Below are 15456 nucleotides of genomic sequence, written 5' to 3'. Positions count from 1 at the left end.
TTGCTGTCCTAGCATATTATTGTTGTCGTATAAGAATAATTTGACCGGGTTCGGGGTATGGCTTGATACCTTTCCGGGCGTCATCAAGGGAAAGAGCGGGCAAAATGCAGACCGGAAAAGCCTTCAAGAATGAGCGGTTGACCTATCGGCTGAACATCGTGGCGCAAGAGGCGATCACGGCGAATGACGATATCTTTCTGCGCCAGACGGGGTGCCGGATCCGAGAACTGCGGGTGCTTCGATTGATCGATGACACTCCGGGCACCTCCTTTGCCGAAATCGCCAAATCTACTGGTTTTGAGCGTAGTTTAACCTCTAGAATCATCCAAAGCCTGCTTGGGGCTGGTCTAATCGCGCGCGAAAACTCTACTGTAGACGCGCGGGTGTTTTTACTGCGTGTGACGGAAAAGGGCAGCCAGGTCCGCAAGGTCGCGCGCGATCTTTCAGACCGGCTGGAGGTGATCCTGACCGATCCGCTGTCAGCCCAAGAACTGCGGGCATTGAACGAGATTCTGGAGCGGCTGGGAAGCTGGGTAACATCGGCAGACTACCGCGATGCACTGGCGGCCGTTTAGCAAACTAATTGCTAAGACAAATGATATTGACGTAAGAATATATATCCTGCATATAAAGTGGGCCTCCTAAGCTGACGCAGGAGAGGCCGGCCATGCCGGCGCCGAAGGAGCAACCCCCCGGAACCTCTCAGGCAAAAGGACTGCGACCAGCACGGCATCTGAAGCAGGGCCCGGAACCCGTTCCGCGACCCGCGACAGAGGGGATTGGGCCCGTTTTCGGACGGGGCAACACCTGTCGTAGTGGAGGACGCTATGACCAGAATTGCTGTCATCGGTGCTGGAATTACCGGCGTCACCACTGCTTCCAGCCTGATAGACCGGGGCTATGACGTCAGCCTTTTCGATCGCAACCGCTATGCCGCGATGCAGACGTCTTTTGCCAATGGCGGGCAGCTCTCAGCCTCGAACGCCGAGACGTGGAACCGTTGGGCAACCGTCTTCAAGGGCATGAAATGGATGCTGGCACGGGGAGCGCCGCTTTTGGTGAACCCAAAGCCCAGCTGGCACAAATACAGCTGGATGGCCGAATTTGTGGCCTCAATCCCGCAGTATCGCGCCAATACGGTGGAAACGACCCGGCTGGCGATTGCGGCGCGTGGCCTGCTGAAAGACACCGCCGCGCGCCATGGTTTCGACTTTGATTGCGAAAGCCGGGGCATCCTGCACATCTATACCAACAAAAAGGAATTCGACCACGCCAGCCGGGTCAACACCCTATTGGCAGAGGGCGGATTGGAACGCCGCGCAGTCGCGCCAGAAGAGGTACGCCAGATCGAACCGGCGCTGACCGGCGCGTTCTATGGTGGCTATTACACCGAAAGCGATTTCACCGGCGACATCCATCGCTATACCACGGGCCTTGCCAAGGCGATTGAGGGCGCGGGCGCGGTTTTGCGCTTTGGCACCGATGTGGAAGCGATCCGCGTGAACGACCAAGAGGTGCGCATCACATGGAGCCGCAACACCGAAAGCCAAACCGATGTGTTTGATGGCATCGTTGTCTGCGCGGGTGTTGAAAGCCGTCAGATCGCGGCCGATCTGGGCGACCGGGTGAATGTCTATCCGGTCAAGGGGTATTCGATCACTGTGCGGCTGGATGATGACCAAAGCCAGCAAGCCGCCCCTTGGATCAGCCTCTTGGATGACGAGGCCAAGATCGTCACCAGCCGCTTGGGCAAGGACCGGTTCCGCATCGCGGGCACGGCAGAGTTCAACGGCTATAACCTTGATATCCGCGATGACCGCATCCGCCCGCTGATCAAATGGTGTGAAAGGTTCTTTCCCGGCGTCAGCACCGAACATGCGGTTCCATGGGCCGGTCTGCGCCCGATGATGCCAAACATGATGCCAAGGGTCGGGCAGGGCAAACGCGCGCGGGTTTTCTACAACACCGGGCATGGCCATCTTGGCTGGACCCTGTCCGCTGCGACGGCGGAAATGGTGGCCGAAACCATCGCCGGATCGCGCGTGGTGAACACCGCACCCCGCATGGTACAGCCCGGCCTGCCCTTGACCCCTGTGAAAGGGGCGGTTTGATGCTCACCGTCAGTGATGTCAGGGTGGGTGCGCCTGTCCATCTTGCGCCGCTGTCCAGTGTCGCCATAGCAGGGCAGGGGTATCGCACCAGACCCTTCCGGTATTGGACCAAGGCCACTGGAAAATGCCATCTTCAGGTCATCGAAAGACCCGAAGAAAAGGCGAGTGCCATGACCAATATTGACCGTATCGACACCATCATCATCGACGTGCCAACCGTGCGCGGGCATGTGCTGTCGATGACCACCATGCTGACGCAGTCGGTTGTCTTGGTGCGCATCCGGTTTTCGGATGGGTCGATGGGTTGGGGTGAGGGCGCGTCGATCGGCGGGCTGTCTTATGGCCCCGAAAGCGTGGAAAGCGTGAAGCTGGCGATTGACGCCTATATCGCGCCCGCCCTTTTGGGCATGGACGCCGATGGCATTGCCACAGCCAGCGCGCATATGGAAAAGGCCGTAAAGGGCAACCCTATTGCCCGCGCTGCTGTGGAATGCGCGCTGTGGGATGGTCTTGGCCGCCGCACCGGCCTGTCGGTGGCGCAACTGTTCGGCGGTCGCATCCATGACCGTCTGTCGGTGGCCTGGACGCTGGCCTCTGGCAATAGCCAGACCGATGCCGATGAGGCCGTGCAGATGCTCGACACCCGCCGTCACCGCGATTTCAAGCTGAAGATCGGCAAGTGCAGCGTTAAACAAGACATCGCCCATGTTGCCGCAATCGCGCAGGCGGTGGGCGACCGTGGCACCATCCGCGTGGATGTGAACCAAGCGTGGAGCCTGACCGAAGCCCGCTATGGCGCACGCGGTTTGCAGGAAATCGGCTGCATTCTGATTGAACAGCCGGTGGCGCGTGACAAGCTGGCGGCGCTGAAATCGCTGACCGATGGATATGAGATTGCCATCATGGCCGATGAGGTGCTGCAAGGCCCCGCCGACGCGATGCGGGTGGCTGCCAACCGGTCGGCCGATGTGTTTGCGGTGAAGGTGTGTCAGTCGGGGGGGCTGAAACCCACATCCGATGTTATTGCGATTGCCCGCGCCGCTGGCATCGACCTGTACGGCGGCACCATGCTGGAGTCGGGCCTTGGCACCGCCGCCGCGATCCAGTTGTTCGCCACCGTGCCGGACTGGCAGTTTGGCACCGAAATGTTCGGGCCGCTGCTTTTGAAGGACGAAATTCTGGCCACTCCGCTGGAATACAAGGATTTCTCGGTAACCGTGCCCACCGGGCCGGGCTTCGGGGTCAGCCTCGACGATGACAAGGTTAACTTCTACCGCCGCGACCGCCCAATGACGGTTTCGGCCATCGCAGGCCAGTAACACCTCCGCCATCGGAGGATCAGGCGCTGAACCAGACGTTCAGCGAACGGGAGAGATTTGCCCATCGGGCAGCAGAGGGAGGAGACACAGATGTTTACCAACGCAGGACTTGACGAGATCAGCCGCCGCCTTGACGGCATTGTGCAGGACAAGCCGGAGGAGGGCATTTTCCGCGCCCGCCGCGACATGTTCACCGATGCAGAGCTGTTTGATCTGGAGATGAAGCACATCTGGGAAGGCAACTGGATCTACCTTGCCCACGAATCCCAGATTCCGAACAACAACGACACCTTCACCACCCATATCGGCCGCCAGCCGATCATGATCACGCGTGACAAAACCGGCACGCTGCACGCCCTGATCAACGCCTGTTCGCACCGGGGCGCGATGCTGTGCCGCCACAAGCGGCAGAACAAGGCCACCTTCACCTGCCCGTTCCACGGCTGGACCTTCAACAACACCGGCAAACTGCTTAAGGTGAAAGACCCCGAAGGCGCGGGTTACCCCGAACAATTCAACAAGAATGGCAGCCATGATCTGAAGCGCGTGGCGCGGTTTGAATCCTATCGAGGGTTCCTCTTTGGCTCGCTCAATGCCGATGTGCCAGCGCTTGCCGATTACCTTGGCGAAGCCAAAGTAATGATCGACATGGTGGCCGACCAGTCCGAAGAGGGGCTGGAGGTGCTGCGCGGATCGTCCACCTATACCTATGCTGGCAACTGGAAACTTCAGGCCGAAAACGGCGCCGATGGCTACCACGTCTCGGCGGTGCATTGGAACTATGTCGCCACCACCAGCCACCGCGCCGATGAGGGCAAGGACGAGGTGAAATCTGTCGATGCTTCCAAGTGGAACAAGCAAAAGGGCGGGTTCTATTCGTTCGACAACGGCCATCTTGTGCTTTGGACCAAATGGGCCGACCCGTCGAACCGCCCGCTTGCGCCCCGCCGCGATGAGCTGGTTGCCAAATATGGCGAGGCCAAGGCTGACTGGATGATCGGCTATCTGCGCAACCTGTGCCTGTATCCGAACCTATTCCTGATGGATCAGTTCAGCAGTCAGTTGCGGGTGATCCGACCGATCAGCGTGGATCAGACCGAAGTGACCATCTACTGCATCGCCCCCAAGGGCGAGGCGCAAGAGGCCCGCACCCGCCGCATCCGCCAGTATGAGGACTTCTTCAACGCAAGCGGCATGGCGACGCCGGATGATCTTGAAGAGTTCCGAGCCACCCAAATGGGTTACGCCGCAGCCCCAACCGCCCAGTGGAACGACCTGACCCGCGGGGCCACCCAGTGGATTACCGGCGCGGATGATGAAGCCGAACGGATCGGCATGAAACCCATCCTGTCAGGTGCCCGCACCGAGGATGAGGGCCTGTTCGTTATCCAGCACAGCCAATGGGTTGATCGGATGACCGCCGCCGTTGAGGCAGAGCGCGTCACCATCGCAACCAAGATCGCAGCGGAGTAAGCCAGATGAACGCCGTGACCGAAACCAACCTGTCGTATGACGCCCTGTGCGCCTTTCTCTATGCCGAGGCTCGCGCCTTGGATGAACGCCGCTTTGATGAATGGATCGGGTTTTACCACCCCGATTGCCCGTTCTGGATGCCCGCATGGGATGATTACGACACCCTGACCGAAGACCCGGCGAATGAGATGTCGCTGATCTACTACCCCAACCGGGGCGGGATCGAGGACCGGGTATTCCGCATCAAGACCGACCGTTCGTCAGCCACCTCGCTGCCGGAACCGCGCACCGGGCACAACATTTCAAACGTGGAGATTCTGTCGCGTGATGGATCGAAAACCCATGTGCGGTTCAACTGGATGACCCACAACTACCGCTACGGCACCACCGACACCTATTGGGGGTCGTCGTTATATACCGTCGATATTGCCTCTGGCGCGCCGCTGATCACTTCAAAAAAGGTGATCTTGAAGAATGACCGCATCCACCATGTGATCGACGTTTACCACATTTGACGCAACCCAGATGCCGTCCCCCAGACGGCACCCCGGCGCTGATCCTGAGGAGGGGACGCGCCGGGGAGAGGAGGAGCCATGACCTACAAGATCGCCCTTAATTTCGAAGACGGTGTCACCCGCATCATCGACTGCGACGCCGACGAGCGGGTGTCGGATGCCGCGTTCCGGCAAAAGATCAACGTGCCGATGGATTGCCGCGATGGCGTCTGTGGCACCTGCAAGTGCCGCGCCGAGCGGGGCGCGTATGAGCTGGGCTTCTACCTCGAAGACGCGATGACCGAGGAAGAGGCCGCAGCGGGCATGGTGCTGACCTGCCAGATGATGCCAAAATCTGATTGCGTGGTGGCAATTCCGGCGTCGTCGCTGGCTTGCAAGACCGGCGCGCAGAAGGTGGCGGCCACCGTTCTGGGGGTCGATGCGCTGTCGGATACCTCGTATCGGTTACGGGTAAAGATGGCGGCGCCGATGGGGTTCTTGCCGGGACAATATGTGAATGTTCAGGTGCCGGGCACAGATATGACCCGCGCCTATTCGTTCTCCAGCCATCCGCAGGCCGATGAGGGGTCTTTCCTGATCCGCAACATTCCGGGCGGCGTGATGTCGGGCTATCTGGCCCGCGCGCAGGCTGGGGATGCGATGGATCTGACCGGGCCGATGGGCGCGTTTTACCTGCGCCCCATCACCCGCCCGCAGGTGTTTCTGGCAGGTGGCACCGGGCTTGCGCCGTTTCTGGCGATGCTGGAAACCATCGCCAACACCGGCACTTATCAGCCGATCCAGCTAGTCTATGCCGTGACCAAACTGGCCGATCTGGTGGAGATGGACCGCTTGCACAGCCTTGCCGGCCTGATCCCGTCGTTGACAATCACGACCATCGTCGCCGACCCGGACAGTGGCCATGCCAAGCAGGGCTATGCCACTAACCATCTGACCACCGCCGACCTGTGCGACGGGGACGCCGATGTCTACCTGTGCGGTCCGCCCCCGATGGTAGAGGCGGTGCGCGCACATATGTCGGCCCTTGGGATCACGCCCGCGTCATTCCTGTTTGAAAAGTTCAACCCGTCCGAGACAAAGGCAGCGGCGTGATGCGGTTTCAGGACAAAGTTTTTGCCATCACCGGCGCGGCGCAAGGCATTGGCCGCCGCGTAGCAGAACGGGCAGCCACCGAGGGCGCGCTGATCGCGGTGATCGACCGCAGCCCCATCGGGGCCGAGGTGGCAGATGCCATCACCACCGCCGGGGGCCGCGCGATATACCTGACTGCCGATCTGGAAACCTATACCGGGGCCGATGCCGCAATGCAGGGCACGCTGGACACCTTTGGCCGGATCGATGTGCTGGTGAACAATATCGGCGGCACGATCTGGGCCAAGCCGTTTGAGCATTACGCGGCGGACCAGATCGATGCCGAAGTGCGCCGGTCCTTGTTTCCGACGCTCTATTCCTGCCACGCTGTCCTGCCCAACATGCTGGCCGCTGGCAAAGGCGTGATCGTCAACGTCAGTTCCATCGCCACCCGCAGCCTGAACCGCGTGCCCTATGCCGCGGCTAAGGGCGGTGTGAACGCGATCACCGCAAGCCTCGCCTGGGAAGTGGCAGACCGCGGCATCCGCGTGGTGGCGACCGCGCCGGGCGGAACCGAGGCCCCGCCGCGTGCGGTGCCGCGCAACCCGAATGAACAATCGGCGCAGGAAAAGGGCTGGTATCAACAGATCGTCGATCAGACGATCCGCTCCAGCCTGATGCAGCGCTACGGCACTTTGGATGAACAGGCAGGGGTCATCCTGTTTCTGGCATCTGACGACGCCTCATATCTGACCGGGGTCACGATCCCGGTGGGTGGGGGCGATCTGGGCTGACGCCCAAAACATCAGGCGCCGGGGAGCAAAGGCGCCACAACGGGAGAGAGACCATGAAAACGACCTTAAAGACAGCCCTTGCCGGGCTTGCCATCAGCACCGCCATGTCATCAGCAGCCTTTGCTGAAGATATCAAAGTGGGTGTACTGCTGCCCTATTCCGGCGTCTTTGCCGCTCTTGCGCAGGACATCGACGACGGGTTCACCCTTGGGCTGGAAACCTTTGGCGCGGACAGCGGCGCCACCTTTCAGCTTGTGCGCGAAGACACAGAGGTGAAGCCCCCGGTTGGCCTTGCCAAGACCAAAAAGCTGGTCTTGCAGGATGAGGTTGACGTGCTGATGGGCGTGGTATCGTCGGGCGTGCTTGGTGCCATCCGGGACACTGTAGATGGCGCGAAAGTGCCGCTGATCGTCGCCAATGCAGGCAATGACGAGGCGACGGGCAAGGATTGCAGCCCCTATATCACCCGAATTTCGTTCTCAAACCAACAGGTCAACCGCCCGATGGGGCAGTGGATGGTCGATCAGGGCGTCAAACGCGTGTTCACCATTGCTCCCGATTATGCCGCTGGCCGCCAGATGATCGACGCCTTCACCACGGCCTTTACCGCAGCGGGTGGCGAGGTGATCGGCCAGGATTGGCCCGCGTTTCAGAAAACCCAGGATTATGGCCCGTTCCTTGCCAATGCCCGCGCCAGCGGAGCCGATGCGGTGTTCGTGTTCTTTGCGGGCGGCGAGGCGATTTCCTTCGTCAAGCAATATGACAGCTTCGGCATGAAGGCCGCGATGCCGCTGTATGGCTCGGGGTTCCTGACCTCATCACTTTACGTCAACGCCCAAGGCCCGGCTGCCGAGGGGGTGATCACCGCGCTGCATTATGTGCCGACGCTGGACAACCCCGAGAACGCCGCCTTGGTTGCGGCATTCAAGGCCAAGACCGGGCGGATTCCATCGGAATACGCGGTGCAGGGCTATGACAGCGCGCGCGCTTTGATCGAGGCGGTGAAATCCGGCGCGACCGACCGCCAGACGCTGGCGGCAGCCTTGCCCAAGGTGTCGTTCACCGGGCCGCGTGGCGAGCTGAAGATTGATCCAGCCACCAACAACGTGATCCAGCCGATCCACGTTTATGAAACCGTGGCCGGGGCCGATGGGCTGACGCAAAAGGTGCTGGCAACCCTGCCTGCCGAGGCCGATCCCGCCAACGGCTGCACAATGCCTGCTGCCATCAACTGATGCAACGCGGGGGCCGCCGGTCGGCCCCCCATTTCCCCCGAAAGGTTCCTGCCATGTCCACTGACCTTGGATTCTGGGTGTTACAGATGCTGAACGCGCTTCAGCTCTCGATGCTGCTGTTTCTTCTCTCCGTTGGCCTGACCGTGATCTTCGGGCTGATGCATTTCGTAAACCTTGCCCACGGTTCGCTTTACGCGTTCGGGGCCTATGTCGCAGCATCGTTGTCGGGCGCTTTCGGCTATTGGGGCGGCTTTGTCCTGGCCCCGCTGGCGGTGGCGGCGCTTGGGGCGGTGCTCTACTTCACCCTGATCCGGTCGATGCGCCGGGCAGGACCGATGGCGCAGGTGCTGGTCACCTTCGGACTGATCTTTGTGGCGGTTGATGCCACCCGGCTGATCTGGGGCGACCTACCCATGGGCAGTGCAGTGCCAAAGACGTTCGAGGGACAACTGGCGCTGCTTGGTGTGCAATATCCGATTTACCGGCTGTTCATCATCGGCCTTGGTCTGACAGTTCTGGCCGCTCTGACGCTGGTTTTGTCACGCACCCAGATCGGCGCGATGATCCGGGCCGGGGTGGATAATGACCAGATGGCGGCCTGCCTTGGTATCAACGTGGAACGGATGTTCATGTCGGTCTTCGTTCTGGGCTGTGCGCTGGCGGGGCTGGCCGGGGCGGTTGCTGCACCTGTGCTGTCGGTGACCCCCGATATGGGCCTGCAAATCCTGATCCCCACGCTGATCGTCATTGTGATCGGCGGGCTTGGCAGCCTGAAAGGTGCTGTTGTCGGATCCCTGATCTTTGGTTTCGTGCAGACCTTTGGCGCGGTGCTGTTGCCCACGCTGAACTCTGTCCTCATCTACGCGCTTCTCGCGGCGGTCCTTGTGATCCGGCCCGAGGGCCTTTTGCCCGCGAAAGGGTAACGCGATGTTCCGACATACACCCCTGCGCCTGACCACCCTTGGCCTGATGGCCGCCGGATCACTGATCTATGCCATCATCGCCGGGTTCTTCGGGCTGGAAATTCTGGCCGAGATTGCGATCCTTGCCATTCTGGTGATTGCCTTGGATCTTGTCGCCGGGTTCGGTGGCATGGTGTCCTTGTGCCACGGCGCGCTGATGGGGGTGGGGGCCTATGCCTTTACCGTCGCCGCAAATGAGGCCGGGATGACCGCGCTGCCCGCTATGGTGCTGGCCATTGCGCTGTCTGCCGCGATTGCCTTTGCCATCGGTGCGGTCTGTGCGCGCAGTATCGGTATTTACTTCATCATGGCCACGCTGGCCTTTGGGCAGATGGGCTACAGCTTTGTATTTCAGTCGTCGCTGTTTGGCGGGGATGACGGGCTGTCGGGCGCGCCGCGGCTTGACCTTAGCGCCCTTGGCATTGACCTGACCGACAGCCGCACCTTTGCGTTTTATGCGATTGCGCTTGTTGCGCTGGCCTATTTGGTGGCAGCACTCACCTTGCGCTCTGGCCTTGGCCGCAGCCTTGTGGGCCTGCATCACAATGAGAAACGCCTGCGCGCTTTGGGCCTGACCGTGTGGAGGGCCAAGGCCACCGCCTTTGCCATCTCGGGTGCGATTGCCGGGCTGGCGGGGTGTCTGGCCGCCCAGCACACGCAATACATCTCGCCCGGTCTGATGTCCTGGACCGTGTCGGGTGAAGCGCTGGTGGTGGTAATCCTTGGCGGGCTTGGCACGCTGGTCGGGCCGATCCTTGGCGCGATCCTGTTCGTGGTGCTCAAGCATGAAATCTCGTCGATCACACCCTATTGGCACGCAATTGTCGGTTTGATCCTGATCGCCGTGGTGATGAGCCGAGCCAACGGTGTCTTTGGCTTCATCGAGGCGCGCATCGCCGCCCGCACCCGCACCCGCAAACCCACCCTCAAGGAGGCTGACGCCGATGCTTGAAACCCGCGCATTGACCAAGTCTTTCGGGGCTATTCACGTCACCAAAGGTGTCAACCTGAAGCTGGAAAAGGGCGAACGCCGCGTGATCCTTGGGCCTAACGGGGCAGGAAAAACCACGCTGTTCAATCAGTTGGTGGGCGAGATCACGCCCAACAGTGGCAGCATCTATCTGGATGGGCAGGATATCACTGCGATGCGTGTGGCCGACCGTGCCCGCCTTGGCCTGTCGCGCAGCTATCAGAAAAACACGCTGTTTGACGGGCTGACCATTCGCGAAAACCTTGGGCTTTCGGCCGCTGTGGCGCTGGGACGCGGGCAGGGCCTGTGGTCCGACCCGCTGCAAAGTCCCGAGGTGGTGGAAACGGTGCGCGAGGTGGCGGCGCAGGTCGATCTTGCCCCCTATCTTGACGCCAGCGTCAATGCCGTCAGCTACGGTATCCGCCGCCAGCTGGAGGTGGGGATCGCGCTGGCGACCCGGCCCAAGGTCATTTTGATGGACGAACCGACCAGCGGTGTCGGCCCGGAAATGTCCAAGGGGTTTCACCGCTTGCTCAAGGCCTTACCGCGCGATCTGACGGTTCTGATCATTGAGCATGACATGGATCTGGCCTTTGACGTGGCCGACACGATCACCGTGCTGAACTATGGCGAGGTGGTTTTTGACGGCCTCCCAGAGGCGGCGCGCAGCAGCCAGCTTTTGAAAGACATTTATCTGGGGGCGTGGGAAGATGCTTGATCTTGCAGACCTTTCATCCGGTTACGGCGAAACGCAGGTGCTGCACGGGTTGACCCTGCGCGCCGAACCGGGGCGCGTGCTTGCGATCCTTGGCCGCAATGGCGCGGGCAAATCGACAACACTGAAAACCATCATGGGGCTCTTGCCCGCCAAGGGCGGCAGCGTCAGTTTCGACGGCAAAACGATCAGCGGCATGACGCCGTTTGACATCGCCAAGCTGGGTATCGCCTATGTGCCGGAAACCCGCGACATATTCCGCTCACTTTCCGTGCGCGAAAACCTTGATCTGGCCGCACGACGGTTTGCCTGCCCGGATGGCGGTTGGACAGTCGCCCGCGTGATCGAGCTGTTTCCCCGTCTGGGCGAGCGGCTCAACAACGGCGGCGATCAGTTGTCGGGCGGTGAGGCGCAGATGCTGGCCATCGCCCGCGGGTTGCTGATGAACCCGCGCTTGCTTATTTTGGATGAGCCGACCGAAGGCTTGGCTCCGATCATCGTCAAGCTGATCCATGACAAGCTGGCTGATCTGAAGCATCAGGGTCTGTCGATGGTGCTGGTTGAGCAGAACTTTGGCTTTGCAACCAGTCTCGCCGATGACGTGGTCGTGGTGTCGAGGGGGCAGGTGGTGTGGCAGGGCAGCCCCGCCGCGATCAGGGCCAACAAAGAGGTGCAGCACCGCTGGCTGGGCGTGTAGGGCGGCCCGCTCTCCAAGAGCCCTACAGCACCTTGCGCGACACTTTTTGGGCGATGTCGACGAAGTTTTTGACATGCACGCCCTGTTCGTCCAGCCGGTGATTGACCGAAACCCCGGTCTTGGCCAGCAGGTTTGAAATCTCGTGAAACCGCACACCGGTGCGCTGCACCGACCCCACTGATTGCGGCACGATGGCCACCCCTTCGCCCACTGAAACCAGCGCAATGGCGGTTTGGAAATCCATGGTGAAGACGCGCCTTTTCACCTCGATCCCAAAGCTTTCGCAGGCGTTCAGCACGAAATCCGCGAAAGACGGGCGTGGAAATTCGGGGTAAAGCACAAACGTCTCAGCCGCGAGTTGGCGCAGATCTACCGCCCCTTTGGGCAGATCCAGCGTATCAGGGGCGGCCAGAACCAAGGGTTCATCGCCCAGCTTGCGGGTGGTGATCTCGGCGTCATTCAGGGCGGGCCGGGCGATGGCAATTTCGATCTCGCGCCGGATCAGGCTGCGGTGCAGTTGCGCGTTGTTCATCGGGATCAGCGACAGGTTCACTTCCGGGTATGTCGCACGGAAACTTTTCAGCACAGTCGGCATGATGCCATAGGTTGCCGACCCCACAAACCCGATCCGCAGCCGCCCTTCGGCCCCTTGGCCGATGCGCCGGACTTCCAGTTTGATGTCATTGAACTCTGCCAGCATTGCGGTGCCGCGCGCATAAAGCCGCTCGCCCGCCTGTGTCATGGTGATGGCATTCCGACCCCGGTTGAACAGCAGTGCGCCAAGGTCTTCCTCGATCTGCTTGATCTGTCGGCTCAGCGGCGGCTGCGCCATACCAAGCCGTTCGGCGGCGCGGCCAAAGTGCAACTCCTCGGCCAAGGCAATGAAATATTCCAGCTGCTTGAGGTTCATCTGCGGGCCTCCCCTCCCTTTGGTCAATGGTTAGACATGGCTTTGCAATTCCCAAAGCGAAAACCGCGCCCCGGGGTTGGAGCGCGGTTTTATCTGTCAGGTCGGGGGCTTACTCTGCCGCGATCGACTGAGAAGCGGCTTCGGTCTTCAGCTTGAAGTCAAAGCGCAGGTAAAGGTCGGTGCCATGCTCGGGCTTGCCGGGCAGGAAGTCGCCCACAAGGCTGTCTTTCACCGCAAAGACCGAGTCATTGTCCAGCCACTTCGAGGTGCGGTCATAGATCTGGCTGACCAGTGTGCGGTAGCCGTGTTTCGACACGATAAAGTGCAAGTGGCCGGGGCGGTTCGGGTGGTGACCCATAAAGCGCAACAGCTCACCCGCGGTTTCATCAGACGGGATCGGGTAGGGCACCGGGCGCAGGGCGCGCAGGGCGAAATAGCCGTTCTCATCAGTCTCAAACCGGCCGCGCAGGTTGAAATCGGGCTGGTCGTGGTCGTGGTTTTCATAAAGCCCGTTCGGCGCATCTTCCCAGATGTCCAGCGTCACACCGGCCAGCGGCTTGCCGGATATGTCCTGCACATAGCCTTCCATGAACACGGTTTCTTCATTGTCGAAATGCTTTTGCGCGGTCGATGCGCCATGCGGCAGCACCGGTGGATTTTCGCGGTAAAACGGGCCCAGCACGGTGGATTCCGATTCCGCCCCGGTAACCGGATTGGTCAGCATGTCGCACAAAACCTCGACCCCAAGAATGTCGCCCAGCAAAATGAACTCCTGCCGCCTGTCATCGCAGATCGACCCGGCGCGGGCGAGAAACATGCAGGCATCGATGAATTCGCCATGGGTCAGGGTCACGTCTTTGCAAAAGCCGTGCAGGTGGCGCAGCAGCGCCGTCATGATCTCGCGTTGACGGGCGGTGATATCGCCGTTCTGGCCAAGTGATGCGATGACCACATCGGTGACGTTGTCGATGGTGACTTTGCTCATGGTGTCCCTCCTCCGGGTAAGCTTGGGTGTATCGGAACGGGCTCTCCTTCCCGCTGATGAACCGACTATTCCCACCAACTGCCGCATCCGCCAATGACCGCGCGGGTATAGTCCGATACCTCTGACACCCCCAACGCCCCACCGCAAAGGCAGGGTATCGCAGCATACCCTGCACGTCATTGCGAGAATGCGCGCACGCGGTCTTTTTCAATGCCAGAGGCCCGATCCAAAGGGCAAGGAGGAAACCGACATGCGCGCCACATTGGCCAGGATGCAGACCCGTCTGCATGATACCCCCCATCTGCTTCGCCTTGGGCGGCTTTTTTCGGAAACCGTGCTGCTGGAGGTGGACGGGGCCGAGTTCTACCTGACCTTCCGCGATGGTCGGCTGGAAGGCATTGCCGAAGGCCCCAGCCGCAAGACGCCATGGCGCTTCGCCTTTCGCACCGATGCCGATGCGCTGGCGCAGTTCTGGCAGCCGATCCCAAAGCCCGGCTTTCACGACCTGTTCGGTCTGGTCAAAATCGGGCGCGGGCGGATTGATGGCGACATTCTGGCGCTGGTCAAGAACCTGCGGTTTTTCAAGGAATTCATGGCGCTGGCCCGAGACACAACCGGTGCGGAGGAATTGGCATGAGCTTTGAGCCCATCATCGGCCGCTATCTGACCGTCATGGTCCAAGGCCGCCGCCAGCGTATCTATGTGGAAACCGCAGGGCAGGGGGTGCCGGTTCTGTGTCTGCACACGGCAGGCGCCGATACACGGCAATGGCGGCATATCCTGAACGATGCGGGCCTCACGGCGGCGTATCAGTTCTTTGCCTTCGACATGCCATGGCACGGAAAATCCCTGCCACCCGAAGGGTTTGAGGCAGAGGAATACCTGCTGACCACCGACGCCTATATGGAAACCGTGCTGGCGGTTGTCCGCGCCCTTGGTCTGGATCGCCCCATCCTTGCGGGTTGTTCGATGGGCGGGCGCATCGCGCTGCAACTGGCGGCGCGGCACCCGCAGACCTTTTCCGGCTTCATTGCCATCGAGGCATCGGATTTCCAAGCTGCATGGTATGATATCGACTGGTTCCACCGCCCCGATGCCCATGGCGGCGAGATGGGGGCAGCGCTGGTTTCGGCCAATATCAGCCCCCATGCGCCAAAGGCGGAACGCTGGAACACCTTGTGGATGTTCATGCAATCCGGCCCCGGCGTATTTCGCGGTGATCTGTCTTTCTACACAAAAGATGACAGCCTGATTGCCCGGCTGGGCCAGATCGACACCGCCAAAACCCCGGTGCATCTTCTGGTGGGGGCCTATGATCTGACCTGCACCCCCGAAGATGCCCGCCGCACCGCCGCCGCCATTCCCGGTGCCACCTGCACGGTGATGGATGACTTGGGCCATTTCCCGATGTCGGAACACCCCGCAGGGTTTCGCCCGTTCTTTGCCGATGCCCTCGCTCGTATGAAAGAGGCCTCCCATGTGTGACCGTTGTCAAACCTGCAAAGGGGCCGCATGTCCCAGACTGTCTGCCCTGTTGCCCCCCGCTCCGCCGAGGAAGCCATGACAAATCCCTGCATCATCTGCGTCGCCATCACGGGATCCTTGCCACGCAAGGCTGATAATCCCGCCGTACCGGTCACCGTGACCGAACAGATCGAGTCGACCCATGCCGCGTTTGAGGTCGGGGCCACCATCGCCC

Annotated in this window: 17 protein-coding genes and 1 riboswitch; of the genes, 15 read left to right on the top strand and 2 right to left on the bottom strand. The window is 60.9% G+C overall.

Annotated elements, in window-relative coordinates:
• Positions 1-104: 104 nt before the first annotated feature.
• From Q8K08_RS00235 to Q8K08_RS00180, 12 genes are all read left to right on the top strand, one after another.
• On the top strand, positions 105-575 hold the full coding sequence (locus Q8K08_RS00235) for a MarR family winged helix-turn-helix transcriptional regulator (protein ID WP_305248789.1): 471 nt from the start codon (positions 105-107) through the stop codon (positions 573-575).
• Between the two features lie 67 nt (positions 576-642).
• A riboswitch (glycine riboswitch) is annotated at positions 643-728 on the top strand.
• 99 nt (positions 729-827) lie between these two features.
• Complete coding sequence (locus Q8K08_RS00230) at positions 828-2111, top strand: D-amino acid dehydrogenase (RefSeq protein WP_305248788.1); 1284 nt, start codon at positions 828-830, stop codon at positions 2109-2111.
• Entirely contained in the window at positions 2111-3430 is a 1320-nt protein-coding gene (locus Q8K08_RS00225) for a muconate/chloromuconate family cycloisomerase (RefSeq protein ID WP_305248787.1), read from the top strand. Before Q8K08_RS00230 ends, Q8K08_RS00225 begins: the two co-directional genes overlap by 1 nt.
• 90 nt (positions 3431-3520) lie before the next feature.
• Complete coding sequence (benA, locus tag Q8K08_RS00220; protein ID WP_304798764.1) at positions 3521-4903, top strand: benzoate 1,2-dioxygenase large subunit; 1383 nt, start codon at positions 3521-3523, stop codon at positions 4901-4903.
• Positions 4904-4908: 5 nt separating this feature from the next.
• On the top strand, positions 4909-5418 hold the full coding sequence (benB, locus tag Q8K08_RS00215; protein WP_305248786.1) for a benzoate 1,2-dioxygenase small subunit: 510 nt from the start codon (positions 4909-4911) through the stop codon (positions 5416-5418).
• A gap of 78 nt (positions 5419-5496) precedes the next feature.
• Positions 5497-6510 carry a benzoate 1,2-dioxygenase electron transfer component BenC gene (benC, locus tag Q8K08_RS00210; protein WP_305248785.1) on the top strand — a complete coding sequence of 338 codons (1014 nt, stop codon included), beginning with the start codon at positions 5497-5499 and terminating at the stop codon, positions 6508-6510.
• Positions 6510-7283, top strand: coding sequence for a benzoate diol dehydrogenase BenD (gene benD, locus Q8K08_RS00205; RefSeq protein ID WP_305248784.1), 774 nt, complete (start codon positions 6510-6512; stop codon positions 7281-7283). Before benC ends, benD begins: the two co-directional genes overlap by 1 nt.
• Positions 7284-7336: 53 nt before the next feature.
• Positions 7337-8518, top strand: coding sequence for an ABC transporter substrate-binding protein (locus Q8K08_RS00200; protein WP_305248783.1), 1182 nt, complete (start codon positions 7337-7339; stop codon positions 8516-8518).
• A 53-nt stretch (positions 8519-8571) separates the two neighbouring features.
• Complete coding sequence (locus Q8K08_RS00195; RefSeq protein WP_305248782.1) at positions 8572-9441, top strand: branched-chain amino acid ABC transporter permease; 870 nt, start codon at positions 8572-8574, stop codon at positions 9439-9441.
• 4 nt (positions 9442-9445) lie between these two features.
• Positions 9446-10432 carry a branched-chain amino acid ABC transporter permease gene (locus Q8K08_RS00190; protein WP_305248781.1) on the top strand — a complete coding sequence of 329 codons (987 nt, stop codon included), beginning with the start codon at positions 9446-9448 and terminating at the stop codon, positions 10430-10432.
• The gene (locus Q8K08_RS00185; RefSeq protein WP_304799621.1) at positions 10425-11168 is read left to right on the top strand and encodes an ABC transporter ATP-binding protein; all 744 of its coding nucleotides are present in this window, start codon (positions 10425-10427) and stop codon (positions 11166-11168) included. Before Q8K08_RS00190 ends, Q8K08_RS00185 begins: the two co-directional genes overlap by 8 nt.
• The gene (locus Q8K08_RS00180) at positions 11161-11862 is read left to right on the top strand and encodes an ABC transporter ATP-binding protein (protein ID WP_305248780.1); all 702 of its coding nucleotides are present in this window, start codon (positions 11161-11163) and stop codon (positions 11860-11862) included. The genes Q8K08_RS00185 and Q8K08_RS00180 overlap by 8 nt, the downstream gene beginning before the upstream one ends.
• A 22-nt stretch (positions 11863-11884) precedes the next feature.
• Here Q8K08_RS00180 and Q8K08_RS00175 read toward each other — a convergent pair whose 3' ends face one another.
• Positions 11885-12772, bottom strand: a complete 888-nt coding sequence (locus tag Q8K08_RS00175; RefSeq protein ID WP_305248779.1) for a LysR family transcriptional regulator — start codon at positions 12770-12772, stop codon at positions 11885-11887.
• 109 nt (positions 12773-12881) lie between these two features.
• On the bottom strand, positions 12882-13757 hold the full coding sequence (locus Q8K08_RS00170; protein ID WP_305248778.1) for a dioxygenase: 876 nt from the start codon (positions 13755-13757) through the stop codon (positions 12882-12884).
• A gap of 250 nt (positions 13758-14007) precedes the next feature.
• On the opposite strand from Q8K08_RS00170, the gene Q8K08_RS00165 reads away from it, so the two are divergent.
• From Q8K08_RS00165 to Q8K08_RS00155, 3 genes are all read left to right on the top strand, one after another.
• On the top strand, positions 14008-14394 hold the full coding sequence (locus Q8K08_RS00165) for a hypothetical protein (protein WP_304802247.1): 387 nt from the start codon (positions 14008-14010) through the stop codon (positions 14392-14394).
• Positions 14391-15242, top strand: a complete 852-nt coding sequence (locus tag Q8K08_RS00160; protein ID WP_304802246.1) for an alpha/beta fold hydrolase — start codon at positions 14391-14393, stop codon at positions 15240-15242. Before Q8K08_RS00165 ends, Q8K08_RS00160 begins: the two co-directional genes overlap by 4 nt.
• A 75-nt stretch (positions 15243-15317) precedes the next feature.
• On the top strand, positions 15318-15456 hold a 139-nt coding region (locus Q8K08_RS00155), incomplete at its 3' end, for a 3-keto-5-aminohexanoate cleavage protein (protein ID WP_305248797.1).

It is taken from the genome of Pseudotabrizicola sp. (assembly GCF_030684215.1).
GTDB lineage: Bacteria > Pseudomonadota > Alphaproteobacteria > Rhodobacterales > Rhodobacteraceae > Pseudotabrizicola.
Note: the sequence above shows the minus strand (reverse complement) of the source record. Positions and strands in the feature narration are given on the sequence as shown.

Excerpts from the sequence above, each read along its gene's own strand:
- Q8K08_RS00180 (WP_305248780.1), top strand. The coding sequence starts at position 11,161 with ATGCTTGATCTTGCAGACCTTTCATCCGGTTACGGCGAAACGCAGGTG.
- Q8K08_RS00190 (WP_305248781.1), top strand. The coding sequence starts at position 9,446 with ATGTTCCGACATACACCCCTGCGCCTGACCACCCTTGGCCTGATGGCC.
- Q8K08_RS00195 (WP_305248782.1), top strand. The coding sequence starts at position 8,572 with ATGTCCACTGACCTTGGATTCTGGGTGTTACAGATGCTGAACGCGCTT.
- benA (WP_304798764.1), top strand. The coding sequence starts at position 3,521 with ATGTTTACCAACGCAGGACTTGACGAGATCAGCCGCCGCCTTGACGGC.
- Q8K08_RS00200 (WP_305248783.1), top strand. The coding sequence starts at position 7,337 with ATGAAAACGACCTTAAAGACAGCCCTTGCCGGGCTTGCCATCAGCACC.
- benC (WP_305248785.1), top strand. The coding sequence starts at position 5,497 with ATGACCTACAAGATCGCCCTTAATTTCGAAGACGGTGTCACCCGCATC.
- Q8K08_RS00225 (WP_305248787.1), top strand. The coding sequence starts at position 2,111 with ATGCTCACCGTCAGTGATGTCAGGGTGGGTGCGCCTGTCCATCTTGCG.
- benD (WP_305248784.1), top strand. The coding sequence starts at position 6,510 with ATGCGGTTTCAGGACAAAGTTTTTGCCATCACCGGCGCGGCGCAAGGC.
- Q8K08_RS00185 (WP_304799621.1), top strand. The coding sequence starts at position 10,425 with ATGCTTGAAACCCGCGCATTGACCAAGTCTTTCGGGGCTATTCACGTC.
- Q8K08_RS00230 (WP_305248788.1), top strand. The coding sequence starts at position 828 with ATGACCAGAATTGCTGTCATCGGTGCTGGAATTACCGGCGTCACCACT.
- Q8K08_RS00235 (WP_305248789.1), top strand. The coding sequence starts at position 105 with ATGCAGACCGGAAAAGCCTTCAAGAATGAGCGGTTGACCTATCGGCTG.
- Q8K08_RS00175 (WP_305248779.1), bottom strand. The coding sequence starts at position 12,772 with ATGAACCTCAAGCAGCTGGAATATTTCATTGCCTTGGCCGAGGAGTTG.
- Q8K08_RS00160 (WP_304802246.1), top strand. The coding sequence starts at position 14,391 with ATGAGCTTTGAGCCCATCATCGGCCGCTATCTGACCGTCATGGTCCAA.
- Q8K08_RS00165 (WP_304802247.1), top strand. The coding sequence starts at position 14,008 with ATGCGCGCCACATTGGCCAGGATGCAGACCCGTCTGCATGATACCCCC.
- Q8K08_RS00170 (WP_305248778.1), bottom strand. The coding sequence starts at position 13,757 with ATGAGCAAAGTCACCATCGACAACGTCACCGATGTGGTCATCGCATCA.
- benB (WP_305248786.1), top strand. The coding sequence starts at position 4,909 with ATGAACGCCGTGACCGAAACCAACCTGTCGTATGACGCCCTGTGCGCC.